This window comes from Buchnera aphidicola (Microlophium carnosum) (assembly GCA_011752475.1).
Lineage (GTDB): Bacteria > Pseudomonadota > Gammaproteobacteria > Enterobacterales > Enterobacteriaceae > Buchnera > Buchnera aphidicola_BG.
In genome coordinates, this window is record CP048747.1 from 272,735 (window position 1) to 285,315 (window position 12,581).

The window sequence follows — 12,581 nt, forward strand, 5'->3', positions numbered from 1 at the left end:
TGGTAGTAAGTAGTATTTTTTCGTACTATATTATTTCCTCACCTTGCTAATTTTTTAAAATTAATAATAATAATAATAAATTATATTTTACATTTTCTTAACTGTTTTGATACCAAGCATATTAAGTCCTTTTTTCAACGTTTTAGCTGTTAAAATAGATAATTTAATCCTACTTTTACAAATTTTTATTTTTTTAGAAAAAAGTATAGAACAATTTTCATAAAAATTAGAAAAACTTGTTGCAAGCTGATAAAGATATTTACATAAGATATGAGGTGTTCCCTTTTGAGAAATGAGTAGGATAATTTCTTCAAATTCTAATATTTTAATGGCTAAATTAATTTCGCTTTCTTTTGTTAGAATTATTTTTTCTTTTAATTTCTTTATAGGGATAATAGATTTATTTAAAATGGAAATGATTCTTGTATAAGCATATTGAATATAGGGCGCTGTATTGCCTTCAAAATTTAGCATTTCGTCCCAATCAAATATATAATTTGTATTTCTATTTTTAGATAAATCTGAATATTTTACTGCGCTAATACCTATTATATTAGCTAATTGGGTTAGTTTTTTTTTAGATAAATTAGGTTTTTTGTTTTTAATCAAAGATATCGCTCTTTCTGTAGCTTCATTAAGAAGTGCAGAAAGTTTTATGGTATTACCATCACGAGTTTTAAATGGACGCTTATTTTTTGATAACATCATTCCAAATGTATGATGTTCTAACAGTAGATCTTGAGATATATATTTAGCTTTTTTAGCAATAGTCCATGCTTGCATTAAATGCTGATGTTGACGAGCATCAGTATAATAAATAATACGATTAGCATGTAATACTTGATATCTATATTTAAAACAAGCAATATCAGTACTAGAATATAAAAATGCTTTGTCTTTTTTTTGAATGACAACACCCATAGATTCTCCTAATCTATTCTTGAATTCTTTTAAAAAAACAATTATAGAGCCGTTTTTTTTAATTGCTATTTTTTTATTTATAAGATCGTGAATAATATCAGGAAGCATTTTATTGTATACACTTTCTCCCATAGTATGACTTTCTTTTAAAGTGACATTTAGTCTTTTATATATTCTATAATTTTCTGACATTGTAATAGATACTAATTTTTTCCAAATAGAGTGACAATATTTGTCTCTATTTTGTAACTTTACTACGTATTCTCTAGATTTTTCTGCGAATAATTGATCAATGTCATATTTTTTTTTTGCTTTACAATAAAATTCTTCTAATTGCATAAGAGATAAATTGTAATATTTTATTTTTTTATCTTCTAAATATGCAATTAACATGCCAAATTGTGTTCCACAATCACCGATATGATTTGCTCTAATTACGTTATGTCCTAAGAAATCTAAGATTCTTGCTATAACATCTCCAATAATTGTTGAACGTAAATGTCCAATATGCATTTCCTTGGCAATATTTGGAGAAGAATAATCTATTACAATATTTTTCGATTCAGAACGATTAATACCAAGACGAGATGAAATAAAAATTTTTTCTAATTGTTCAGAGAGCCAGTGTTGATTAATAAAAATATTAATAAAACCTGGTTCAGAAAATGTTACTTCTTTATACATATATTTTTTTTTAATATTAAATATTATTATTTTAGATAGTTCATATGGCTTTAAATTTAATATATTAGCGATTTTTATTAAATTATTGAGTTGATAATGACCTAATTTTGTTTTTTTGTTTAATATTATAATAGGATCATAATTCATCTTGCTAATGTTAATTAAAACATTTTTAATATCTTGTTTTATGATATTTTTTAAATTCATTATAAAATCCTTCGTTATACTACGTAATATTAAAAGTTTAATTATCTTTAAAAGACTAACAAAAATATATATTTTATGATACTTTATATAAAAGTAAATTATAATTTTTTATTCAATATCATTTTTCACTATTTTTTATATCAAGAAATAGAAAAATTATTTTTTTGTAAAAACAAGAATAAAAACTAAAAATTTTTTATAAAAAGGTTGACAACAGATTAAAAAAAATGTAATCTCTTAATCTAAAGTTTCAAACATAAACAACGCTCTTTAAAAATATATTAGATAATCTGTGTGGGCACAGACAATTAAGTACAAAATTTTATTTTTTGTTATTTAAAAATATTCTAAAGATTTATTTCTTTAGAAAAAGATTTTTCAATTGAAGAGTTTGATCATGGCTCAGATTGAACGCTGGCGGCAAGCCTAACACATGCAAGTCGAGCGGCAGCGAAAGAGAGCTTGCTCTCTTGTCGGCAAGCGGCAAACGGGTGAGTAATATCTGGGGATCTGCCCAAAAGAGGGGGATAACTACTAGAAATGGTAGCTAATACCGCATAATGTTGAAAAACCAAAGTGGGGGACCTTTTTGGCCTCATGCTTTTGGATGAACCCAGACGAGATTAGCTTGTTGGTAGAGTAATAGCCTACCAAGGCAACGATCTCTAGCTGGTCTGAGAGGATAACCAGCCACACTGGAACTGAGACACGGTCCAGACTCCTACGGGAGGCAGCAGTGGGGAATATTGCACAATGGGCGAAAGCCTGATGCAGCTATGCCGCGTGTATGAAGAAGGCCTTAGGGTTGTAAAGTACTTTCAGCGGGGAGGAAAAAAATAAAACTAATAATTTTATTTTGTGACGTTACCCGCAGAAGAAGCACCGGCTAACTCCGTGCCAGCAGCCGCGGTAATACGGAGGGTGCAAGCGTTAATCAGAATTACTGGGCGTAAAGAGCGCGTAGGTGGTTTTTTAAGTCAGGTGTGAAATCCCTAGGCTCAACCTAGGAACTGCATTTGAAACTGAAAAACTAGAGTATCGTAGAGGGAGGTAGAATTCTAGGTGTAGCGGTGAAATGCGTAGATATCTGGAGGAATACCCGTGGCGAAAGCGGCCTCCTAAACGAATACTGACACTGAGGCGCGAAAGCGTGGGGAGCAAACAGGATTAGATACCCTGGTAGTCCATGCCGTAAACGATGTCGACTTGGAGGTTGTTTCCAAGAGAAGTGACTTCCGAAGCTAACGCATTAAGTCGACCGCCTGGGGAGTACGGCCGCAAGGCTAAAACTCAAATGAATTGACGGGGGCCCGCACAAGCGGTGGAGCATGTGGTTTAATTCGATGCAACGCGAAAAACCTTACCTGGTCTTGACATCCATAGAATTTTTTAGAAATAAAAAAGTGCCTTCGGGAACTATGAGACAGGTGCTGCATGGCTGTCGTCAGCTCGTGTTGTGAAATGTTGGGTTAAGTCCCGCAACGAGCGCAACCCTTATTCTCTGTTGCCAGCGGTTCGGCCGGGAACTCAGAGGAGACTGCCGGTTATAAACCGGAGGAAGGTGGGGACGACGTCAAGTCATCATGGCCCTTACGACCAGGGCTACACACGTGCTACAATGGTTTATACAAAGAGAAGCAAATCTGTAAAGACAAGCAAACCTCATAAAGTAAATCGTAGTCCGGACTGGAGTCTGCAACTCGACTCCACGAAGTCGGAATCGCTAGTAATCGTGGATCAGAATGCCACGGTGAATACGTTCCCGGGCCTTGTACACACCGCCCGTCACACCATGGGAGTGGGTTGCAAAAGAAGCAGGTATCCTAACCCCTTAAAAGGAAGGCGCTTACCACTTTGTGATTCATGACTGGGGTGAAGTCGTAACAAGGTAACCGTAGGGGAACCTGCGGTTGGATCACCTCCTTAAAAATATATACTTTTTTGAAAGTGCCCACACAAATTATCTAATAAAAAATTAGAAGGCTTGTAGCTCAGATGGTTAGAGCGCACCCCTGATAAGGGTGAGGTCGGTGGTTCAATTCCACTCAGGCCTACCATAAAAAATCATCTGGGGCTATAGCTCAGCTGGGAGAGCGCCTGCCTTGCACGCAGGAGGTCAGCGGTTCAATCCCGCTTAGCTCCAACAATCTTTCTTTAACCTCAATCTAACAAATACTTCAAAAGCAGTACAACTGCTCTTTAATCTCATAGCTTTTTTGATGCGATCTTCATTCGTTCTCAAAAATAAATTAATTCTTTTTTCAAAAAAAATAGAAGAAGGTAAACTAGATCTTCCAAGTTTTAAGTGTATTTTAATTTGTTCAAAATATAACTTAATGAAGTTGTCATTAGGTAAAAAAAACATAGAAAATTTTAAATTTGATAAAGTATATTCATGAGAACAACATAAAAGAGTATTGTCTGGAAGAGAAGAAATAATTTTTATAGAATTGTACATCTCTAAATATTTATTATTATAAACACGTCCACAACCTCCTGAAAAAAGAGTATCTCCACAAAAAATATATGGATTACTATAATAAGCAACATGACCTTGGGTATGTCCAGGAGTAAAAAAAACATAAAAGGTTTTATCTAAAATTAAAAGTTTATCTCCTTCAGTTACAATTTTATCAACACCATGTCGTCTTGTTTCATTAGGTCCAAAAACAGTTATTTTGGGAAAATATTCAATAATTTTCTTCACTCCTCCTGTATGATCAATATGATCATGAGTTAATAAAATAGCTACGGGAAACCATTTTTTTTTCTTTATTTCTTGTATTATAGGTTTAGATAAACCAGGATCTATAATGATGCAAAAACCGCGAATATCATATAGAATCCAAACATAGTTATCAAGCAATATAGGTATTTTTTTTAAAATCATAGTTTGTTATTATTACATTTTTTATGAAAGAATTATTTTCATTATTCATTATTTATTATTTTCATAGTAAATATCTTTGAATGAAGGATTTTTAGCAGATTGACGTGCTATTATATCACATCTGTCATTTTCTAAGTGACCAATATGAGCTTTAATCCAAAACCAATTTACATAATGTTTTTTTAGAACTGTATTAATACGTAGCCATAAATCTATATTTTTTACAAGTTTTTTTTTATTGGTTTTCCATTTTTTTTTTTTCCATATAGGCATCCAATCAACAATTCCTTTTTTTACATATAAACTATCTGTTGTAATTTCAACAAAGCATGATTGATTAAGAAACTCTAATCCTGATATGACAGCCATTAATTCCATTCTGTTATTAGTAGTCAAATGAAATCCAGAAGTTAATATTTTTTCATGTGTTTTATAACGTAGTATTACACTGTATCCTCCTGCACCAGGATTTCCCAAACAAGATCCATCCGTAAACATTTTAACCATTTTTAACATAGTGATAGTTATCCAGAATCATTTTAATTATATTTATATGATTTAAAAACATTATGAATAAACAAAGAGTAATTATATTAGATACTGAAACAACAGGTATAAATCAAACTAGTCTCCCCCATATAAATCATAGAATTATAGAAATTGGAGCTGTAGAAATTATTGGACGTCATTTTACAGGCAATAATTTTCATGTTTATATTCAACCTAACAGGTTGATAGAATCTGGAGCATTAAAAGTTCATGGTATTACTAATGATTTTTTATTAGGTAAACCTGTTTTTAAAGATATTGCTAATCAGTTTTTAAATTATATTAAAAATTCTATCGTCGTCATTCATAACGCTTCATTTGATTTAGGTTTTATAAATCAAGAATTAGAAATATTAGATGAAGAAATAAAAAATATTAATACGATTTGTGCTATTGTTGATACATTAAAAATAGCGCGGACATTATTTCCTGGAAAAAAAAATACATTAGATGCTTTATGTGCACGTTATAAAATAAATAAATCTCATAGAAATCTACATAGTGCAATGATAGACGCTTGTCTTTTAGGTAAATTATATCTTTTAATGACTGGTGGTCAAGAGTCTATGTTTACTGATAATGCAATTAACTATAAAAAAAATCATAAACAATTAAGAAAAAAAATTAAGAGAACAAATTCTTCTTTAAGAATACTATATCCTACATTAAAAGAAATAGATTTACATAAGAAATATTTACAATATATGAAAGATAATAGTACATGTTTATGGTGTTAATGCTTAAATAAATATAAAAAAGATCATTGACTGATTTTTTTAAAATATGTACAATATAAAAATACTAACAAGGTGCGGTAGTTCAGTCGGTTAGAATACCGGCCTGTCACGCCGGGGGTCGCGGGTTCGAGTCCCGTCCGCACCGAAAAAATATAAATATATATAAATTGATTATTTGAGATAAAATATTTAATTTTTTTCCTTTAAAATATTACTAATTTAAAATCATGTATAAAAAAATAATTGTTTCTGAACTTGATTCTGCATTAAAAATATTAAAAAAATTTCTAGAAGACGATAATCAAATACAAAATATTCAAAATTCAGCTATCTTAATTTCTCAATCATTTAAAAATGGTAAAAAAGTAATATCATGTGGAAATGGAGGATCACATTGCGATGCATTACATTTTTCAGAAGAATTAACTAGTGTATATAGAAAAAAAAGATCTGGATATCCTGCAATATCTATTTCTGATAGCAGTTATATTTCTGCAGTAGGTAATGATTTTGGATATGATCAAGTATTTTCACGTTTTATTGAAAGCGTTGGATGTTTAGGAGATGTACTATTAGCTATTTCCACTTCCGGAAATTCTATAAATATAATAAAAGCCATAGAAGAAGCAAAGAAAAAACAAATGAAGGTAATTGTTTTAACAGGAAACAATGGAGGTAAAATTAAAAAATTATCTGATATAGAAATTTGTATTCCTTATCATGGATATTCAGATCGAATACAAGAAATACATATTAAAATTATTCATATATTAATATTAATTATTGAAAAAGAAATGCAAAAGAAATAATTTTTTTTTCATCACATTAAAATCCTATAATAATTCAAGTTATTTCCACTTTCTAATAAATACTATTTTATAGTTTTGGAATTTTTTTTTATGAGTGAGAAATACATTGTTACCTGGGATATGCTTCAAATTCACACTAGAAAACTAGCTAATCGATTACTTAAAAAAATATATTCCTGGAATGGAATCATTGCTGTAAGCCGGGGTGGTCTTGTTCCATCAGCTTTACTAGCAAGAGAATTGGGCGTTCGATGCGTCGATACTATATGTATTGAAAGTTATAATTATGATTGCTTAAATAAAAATAGAAAAATCATTAAAAAAGCAGAAGGTGATGGAGAACAAATTATTGTAATAGATGATCTAGTAGATACTGGTGGCACTGCAAAAATTATTCGAAATTTATATCCAAAAGCATATTTTGTAACTATTTTTGCGAAACCAATGGGTCGTCTATTAGTTGATGATTATATTATAGACGTTCCCCAGAATGTATGGATCGAGCAACCATGGGATATGTCAATTTCTTATATTCCTCCTCTTATTCAAAAATATAAAATCAAATAAAACATCTCAAACAATCATATTGTTTTTCCTACGAAATTTTTTATATAAAAATTTGAAATAAATAAAATTAAAAATTTTTCAAAATAAATACATACTAAAAAGGATGTTTTTATGCTAAACAAAGAAGAAAAAAAAATAGAAAACAATGATGATCTAAAAATCAATGATGAAAAATATGAAAGTGATACTCTAATAAAAAAAAATTTAATCAAATTTTTAGAAATGCAATTAAAAGAATCTAAAGAAAAAATAATCGAAATAGAAACTATGACTGAAAAAGAAATTATATCAGTCTATAATAGATTAAATAAAGAAGTTGAAAAAACTATAAAATTTTCTTTAGAAAAATTAATTATAGATTTTCTTCCTGTTGTAGATAATATTGAACGTGCATTAAACTTAACCGAAACAAGCAAATCAAAAGAGAATTATATGGAAGTTTTAAATAAGTTAAAATTTATTTGTAATTTATTAAAGAAAGCTTTTATATTATTTAATATTAAAAAGATAGATGATATAAATGTATCATTTAATCCAGATGTCCATCAAGCTATGTCAGTGCAGTATACCAATGAAATCGAATCTAATCAAATAGTTACAGTTATGCAACCTGGTTACATTCTTCATGAATCTCGTTTATTACGTCCTGCTATGGTTATAGTTTCAAAGAAAAAAACATAAAAATATTGTATCTTTTAGATTTAATAATATTGTTGAATTTTTTACTGTTATTAAATCTAAATTTTTTTTAAAAAATTAGTATATTTTTTTTGATAAAAAAATGTTTTTTCTTCTCCATTCTTTTGGATCTATTATTAAATTTCTATAAATTTCAATTCTATCTCCATCTTTGACTTTTGATTTTAAATGTACTACTTTATTATATATTCCTATACGATTATTATATAATGAAAAATTTTTTATTAAATTTAATAAATTTGATATCAAGATAATATCTTTTACAGTAGATCCTAATGGAGCATTAACTTTATAAATATATTGAATTTTTGGTAAAGCATAAACAACTGTTACTTGAATAATATTCATTTTTTATTATTAATTTTATTAATTTTATATAAAGATTACATTTATTTTAACTTATTTTACTTTTGGAATAAATTTAATTATGTTACATAAAAAAAAATATGATAAAAAATCATCTAAAATTGTAGTTAATAAAAAAGCATATCATAATTATTTTATAGAAAAAGTTTTTCATTCCGGGTTAGTCTTGGAAGGTTGGGAAATTAAATCTATTAGATCAGGTAAAGTAAATATTTCAGATAGTTATATAATAAGTCATCTTAATGAAATGTATCTTTGTAATTCTTTAATTCAACCTTTACCTATGTCTTCAAATCATATTATTTGCAATCCAATAAGGAGAAGAAAATTATTATTACATAAAGATGAAATCAATTTTTTATCTTTTCAAAAAAAAAATATAGGATGTACTATGGTTTCATTGTCTCTATTTTGGAAAAAATCGTGGTGTAAACTAGAATTCGGATTAGCAAAAGGTAAAACTGTACACGATAAACGAACAAATTTAAAAACAAGAGAATGGAACAAAGAAAGATTGAAAATACTTAAAAAAACAAAATCAATATATTAAAACGTGTTATGAAATATAAAAAAGATGAAAATTGGATGAAAATTGCCTTAAAATATGCATATTATGCTAAAAAAAAAGGTGAAATTCCTATAGGTGCAATATTAGTATTTAAAGAACGTATCATTGGAATAGGATGGAATAGTTCTATTATCAAAAATGATCCAACCGCACATGCTGAAATTATAGCGTTACGACATGCAGGAAAAAAAATAAAAAATTATCGATTATTAAATACTACATTATATGTTACGTTACAACCCTGTATTATGTGCTGTGGAGCAATTATACATAGTCGTATTACACGTTTAGTATTCGGTGCAAATTGTAAAAAATCAGATAAAAAATGTTCTTTAAAAAATATTTTTTTACATTCACAAAAAGATTATAAATTAGATATTAAAAAAAATGTTATGGAACGTGAATGCTCTAATCTTTTAATAAATTTTTTCCAAAAAAAAAGAAAAAATAAAATTGATATTTTTAAATAATTTAAATCAATTTTCTAAAATAACCAAAGCGTGAGCATATAGTTTTTGATCAGATATACTTACATATACGGATTTACATTGTATTTCTTGAGATTTTTTTAAGGCGTTTTCTAAAAAACGTAATTTTGGTTTTCCTAATTTATTATTATAAAATTCTAACTGATTAAATTCTATTCCATAATTTATACCTGTACCTAATGCTTTAGAAGCTGCTTCTTTAGCAACAAATTTTTTTGCAAGAAAATGAATGTTATTTTTGCTGATAATATATTTTTCCCATTCTTCTCTAGATAAAATTCTTTTAGCAAAACTGTTTCCGTAGTTAAAAACTATATTTCTAATCCGTAATATTTCTATGAAGTCTATTCCTACACCTATAATTGACATTGTTAAAGTATGTCCTTTTTTATTTTATTAACAGATATGTTTTTTTAAAATTAGTTAAAATATTTTTACTTTTAACTAATTTTAAAAGATTATTGATATTCTTGTGTTTTTACTTTTAAGTTTTATATTTAACCCACAGGAGAAGATGAGTTTTAATGTGTAATTCTTTTTCTATATTATTTCTTGAAATCATACTAATTTTCTTTATTGTTTTTCCTTTTTGACCAATTACAATTCCTTTATGTCTAATATTTTCAACCCAAATTATGGCTTTTATATGAAATGAAATATTTTCTTGTTTGCGAAAAGATTCGATTTCTACTTTTATGATAGAAGGTAATTCATCTCCTAAAAAAAATATTAATTGTTCTCGAATAATTTCAGATATTGTAAAAAATTGAGAGTTTGTTGTAATATAAAACTCGGGATATACATGAGGTTTCTTGGGTAAATAAGATTTAATTATATTATTTAATAATGCTATATTTTCTAATTTTTTAGCAGAAATAGGAATGATTTCTATAAAATCAAATTTTTTTTTGAGAAAAGCAATAAAAGGTAATAATATAATTCTATTAGTTATTTTATCGATTTTATTAATTAGAATAATGATTGGTATCTTATTTTTTTTTAGTCTATTTAAAATTACATCATCATGTTCTGTCCAAAAAACTCGATCAATAATAAAAATAACTAGTGTTAAAACATTTTTTATTTTATAAAAATTATTTTTTTGATATCTAATTGTATTATTTTTTTCATTAAAAATGATTCCAGGTGTATCTATGTAAATAGATTGATAATTATCCTGAGTTTTAATACCAGTAATGTTATTTTGTGTTGTATTTTTTTTTCTTGATACGATTGAAATTTTTTTTCCAATGATTTTATTTAGTAATGTTGATTTTCCAACATTTGTTTTTCCAACAATAGTTATATACCCACAATGTTTTTGTTGTATTTTCACTCTACACCTAATTGAATTAATGCTTTCTGTGCTGCATCTTGTTCAGCTTTTCTTCTACTAGAACCAGTGCCAATTAAATACTCTGAAATAATACTGATTTTGCAATGAATAGTAAATAATTGATTATGGGCTTCACCATATACTTCAACTATAAAATATACAGGTAAAGATAAATGTTTTGACTGCAAATATTCTTGTAGTCGTGTTTTAGGATCTTTTTGTGTATCTCCAGGACTAATATTTTCTAAACGTTTTTCATACCATTTTAATATTAATTCTTCTACTGTTTTAATATTACTATCTAAATAAATACTACCAATTAAAGCTTCAACAGTATTAGCTAAAATGGATTCACGACGAAATCCTCCACTTTTTAATTCTCCCTGTCCTAATTTTAAATATTCTCCTAAATCAAATTCATATGCAATTTCTGCCAAGGTATTCCCACGAACTAAAGTGGCTCTCATGCGACTCATATCACCTTCATCAATGTATGGAAAATGTTGGTATAAAGCATTAGCAATTACAAAACTTAAAATAGAATCACCTAAAAACTCTAGTCGTTCATTATGTTTACTACTTGCACTGCGATGTGTTAATGCTTGTTTTAGAAGATCTTTATGAGTAAAAGTATATCCCAGTACTTTCTGTATTTTTTTTGTAACGATATGATTCATGTTATACCGATTTCAATGATATTTTAATTGATTATATATATAACAGGAAAAATAGAAAATTTGATAAAATTGAAAATGTACGTCAATACAAATATATAATTTTCATTATATTTTTACTACTATATTAATTATTAATTTCTAATATATATTTCCAATTCTGTTTATACGTATACCAGTAGGCCATTCATTTTCATTTTTATCAAAACTCATCCATATTTTAATGGCTTTTCCCACTAAGTTTTTCTCAGGTACAAAACCCCAATAACGACTATCTAAACTATTGTCACGATTATCTCCCATCATAAAATATTCACCTTTAGGTACAATCCAAGTTAATTCAGGCATATTCTCTTGTTGAAAATAATCTTTTTTTGGATTTTTAATATCATTCAATAACAATATATTATGTTTAATATTATTAATATTTTCTTCAACGATATCAAAGTATAATGAGTTGTATGTTTTTTCTTCTTTTGTTTTATTTTTATCATCTAAAAAGTATATTTTTTGAGTAAAATTACTTGGTTTAGATTGTGAATAATTAATTGATATTTTTTTTTCACATTGTTTTTTATTAAAATAATCTGTACATATATATATATGTTTATTATTGAGATTATATTTAATTTTATCTCCAGGTAATCCTATTACACGTTTAATATAATTTATATTATAATCTTTAGGATGTCTAAAAACTACAATATCACCACGTTTAGGATGTTTTGTATATATTAATGTTTTATGTGTAATTGGTTCTTTAATACCATATGAAAACTTTTCTACTAAAATGAAATCACCTATTAAAAGAGTAGGCATCATAGAACCTGAAGGAATTTGAAAAGGTTCATAAATAAATGAACGTATAATAAATATAATTAAAAAAATTGGAAAAAATGATGCTATGGATTCAAAAAAATATTTTATTCTTTTTAATTTTACTGTATTTTTTTGGTATGAATGATTATTTTTAATGGTTTTTTTATTAACTAAATAATTTTTAATATTCTTAATGCGGTAAAAAATCCAAAATATTCCAGTTATTAATGTACTAATTAATAAAAAAATAGTTAATGTATTAGCCAT

Annotated in this window: 14 protein-coding genes, 3 tRNA genes and 1 rRNA gene; 10 read left to right on the forward strand and 8 right to left on the reverse strand. The window is 27.2% G+C overall.

From position 1 onward, the window contains the following. Positions 1-87: 87 nt before the first annotated feature. Complete coding sequence (gene argS, locus G4A98_01210) at positions 88-1,812, reverse strand: arginine--tRNA ligase (GenBank protein ID QIQ41834.1); 1,725 nt, start codon at positions 1,810-1,812, stop codon at positions 88-90. A gap of 380 nt (positions 1,813-2,192) precedes the next feature. On the opposite strand from argS, the gene G4A98_01215 reads away from it, so the two are divergent. From G4A98_01215 to G4A98_01225, 3 genes are all read left to right on the forward strand, one after another. Next, positions 2,193-3,738, forward strand: a 16S ribosomal RNA gene (locus G4A98_01215). A 54-nt stretch (positions 3,739-3,792) separates the two neighbouring features. After that, positions 3,793-3,869: transfer RNA gene (locus tag G4A98_01220), tRNA-Ile, on the forward strand. Between the two features lie 13 nt (positions 3,870-3,882). Continuing rightward, positions 3,883-3,955: transfer RNA gene (locus G4A98_01225), tRNA-Ala, on the forward strand. On the opposite strand, the gene gloB is transcribed toward G4A98_01225, so the two are convergent. Then, positions 3,947-4,702 carry a hydroxyacylglutathione hydrolase gene (gloB, locus tag G4A98_01230; GenBank protein ID QIQ41835.1) on the reverse strand — a complete coding sequence of 252 codons (756 nt, stop codon included), beginning with the start codon at positions 4,700-4,702 and terminating at the stop codon, positions 3,947-3,949. The genes G4A98_01225 and gloB overlap by 9 nt on opposite strands. Positions 4,703-4,750: 48 nt before the next feature. After that, positions 4,751-5,218: a ribonuclease HI gene (rnhA, locus tag G4A98_01235; protein ID QIQ41836.1), complete on the reverse strand. Its 468-nt coding sequence runs from the start codon at positions 5,216-5,218 to the stop codon at positions 4,751-4,753. 53 nt (positions 5,219-5,271) lie between these two features. Here rnhA and dnaQ point away from each other — a divergent pair, with 53 nt between their 5' ends. From dnaQ to grpE, 5 genes are all read left to right on the forward strand, one after another. Further along, the gene (dnaQ, locus tag G4A98_01240; protein ID QIQ41837.1) at positions 5,272-5,988 is read left to right on the forward strand and encodes a DNA polymerase III subunit epsilon; all 717 of its coding nucleotides are present in this window, start codon (positions 5,272-5,274) and stop codon (positions 5,986-5,988) included. 71 nt (positions 5,989-6,059) lie between these two features. Next, positions 6,060-6,133: transfer RNA gene (locus G4A98_01245), tRNA-Asp, on the forward strand. An 82-nt stretch (positions 6,134-6,215) separates the two neighbouring features. After that, a complete protein-coding gene (gene lpcA / locus G4A98_01250; protein QIQ41838.1) occupies positions 6,216-6,797 on the forward strand; it encodes a D-sedoheptulose 7-phosphate isomerase in 582 nt (193 codons plus the stop codon). A 90-nt stretch (positions 6,798-6,887) separates the two neighbouring features. Further along, complete coding sequence (gpt, locus tag G4A98_01255) at positions 6,888-7,364, forward strand: xanthine phosphoribosyltransferase (protein ID QIQ41839.1); 477 nt, start codon at positions 6,888-6,890, stop codon at positions 7,362-7,364. 111 nt (positions 7,365-7,475) lie between these two features. Next, positions 7,476-8,045, forward strand: coding sequence for a nucleotide exchange factor GrpE (grpE, locus tag G4A98_01260; GenBank protein QIQ41840.1), 570 nt, complete (start codon positions 7,476-7,478; stop codon positions 8,043-8,045). A 75-nt stretch (positions 8,046-8,120) separates the two neighbouring features. Here grpE and G4A98_01265 read toward each other — a convergent pair whose 3' ends face one another. Then, positions 8,121-8,411, reverse strand: coding sequence for an RnfH family protein (locus G4A98_01265; GenBank protein QIQ41841.1), 291 nt, complete (start codon positions 8,409-8,411; stop codon positions 8,121-8,123). Between the two features lie 79 nt (positions 8,412-8,490). Between G4A98_01265 and smpB the strand changes: the two genes are divergently transcribed. Together smpB and tadA are read left to right on the forward strand one after the other, a co-directional pair. Continuing rightward, complete coding sequence (gene smpB, locus G4A98_01270; GenBank protein ID QIQ41842.1) at positions 8,491-8,979, forward strand: SsrA-binding protein SmpB; 489 nt, start codon at positions 8,491-8,493, stop codon at positions 8,977-8,979. 8 nt (positions 8,980-8,987) lie between these two features. Beyond that, positions 8,988-9,467, forward strand: a complete 480-nt coding sequence (gene tadA / locus G4A98_01275; protein QIQ41843.1) for a tRNA adenosine(34) deaminase TadA — start codon at positions 8,988-8,990, stop codon at positions 9,465-9,467. 6 nt (positions 9,468-9,473) lie between these two features. On the opposite strand, the gene G4A98_01280 is transcribed toward tadA, so the two are convergent. The 4 genes from G4A98_01280 to lepB all read right to left on the reverse strand — a co-directional run bounded on the left by G4A98_01280 (position 9,474) and on the right by lepB (position 12,581). Next, a complete protein-coding gene (locus tag G4A98_01280; protein QIQ41844.1) occupies positions 9,474-9,854 on the reverse strand; it encodes a holo-ACP synthase in 381 nt (126 codons plus the stop codon). A gap of 115 nt (positions 9,855-9,969) precedes the next feature. Further along, the gene (locus G4A98_01285) at positions 9,970-10,821 is read right to left on the reverse strand and encodes a GTPase Era (GenBank protein ID QIQ41845.1); all 852 of its coding nucleotides are present in this window, start codon (positions 10,819-10,821) and stop codon (positions 9,970-9,972) included. Then, positions 10,818-11,498: a ribonuclease III gene (rnc, locus tag G4A98_01290; GenBank protein ID QIQ41846.1), complete on the reverse strand. Its 681-nt coding sequence runs from the start codon at positions 11,496-11,498 to the stop codon at positions 10,818-10,820. Before rnc ends, G4A98_01285 begins: the two co-directional genes overlap by 4 nt. 138 nt (positions 11,499-11,636) lie before the next feature. Continuing rightward, on the reverse strand, positions 11,637-12,581 hold the full coding sequence (gene lepB / locus G4A98_01295; GenBank protein ID QIQ41847.1) for a signal peptidase I: 945 nt from the start codon (positions 12,579-12,581) through the stop codon (positions 11,637-11,639).

Excerpts from the sequence above, each read along its gene's own strand:
- argS (QIQ41834.1), bottom strand. The coding sequence starts at position 1,812 with ATGAATTTAAAAAATATCATAAAACAAGATATTAAAAATGTTTTAATT.
- gloB (QIQ41835.1), bottom strand. The coding sequence starts at position 4,702 with ATGATTTTAAAAAAAATACCTATATTGCTTGATAACTATGTTTGGATT.
- rnhA (QIQ41836.1), bottom strand. The coding sequence starts at position 5,218 with ATGTTAAAAATGGTTAAAATGTTTACGGATGGATCTTGTTTGGGAAAT.
- dnaQ (QIQ41837.1), top strand. The coding sequence starts at position 5,272 with ATGAATAAACAAAGAGTAATTATATTAGATACTGAAACAACAGGTATA.
- lpcA (QIQ41838.1), top strand. The coding sequence starts at position 6,216 with ATGTATAAAAAAATAATTGTTTCTGAACTTGATTCTGCATTAAAAATA.
- gpt (QIQ41839.1), top strand. The coding sequence starts at position 6,888 with ATGAGTGAGAAATACATTGTTACCTGGGATATGCTTCAAATTCACACT.
- grpE (QIQ41840.1), top strand. The coding sequence starts at position 7,476 with ATGCTAAACAAAGAAGAAAAAAAAATAGAAAACAATGATGATCTAAAA.
- G4A98_01265 (QIQ41841.1), bottom strand. The coding sequence starts at position 8,411 with ATGAATATTATTCAAGTAACAGTTGTTTATGCTTTACCAAAAATTCAA.
- smpB (QIQ41842.1), top strand. The coding sequence starts at position 8,491 with ATGTTACATAAAAAAAAATATGATAAAAAATCATCTAAAATTGTAGTT.
- tadA (QIQ41843.1), top strand. The coding sequence starts at position 8,988 with ATGAAATATAAAAAAGATGAAAATTGGATGAAAATTGCCTTAAAATAT.
- G4A98_01280 (QIQ41844.1), bottom strand. The coding sequence starts at position 9,854 with ATGTCAATTATAGGTGTAGGAATAGACTTCATAGAAATATTACGGATT.
- rnc (QIQ41846.1), bottom strand. The coding sequence starts at position 11,498 with ATGAATCATATCGTTACAAAAAAAATACAGAAAGTACTGGGATATACT.
- lepB (QIQ41847.1), bottom strand. The coding sequence starts at position 12,581 with ATGGCTAATACATTAACTATTTTTTTATTAATTAGTACATTAATAACT.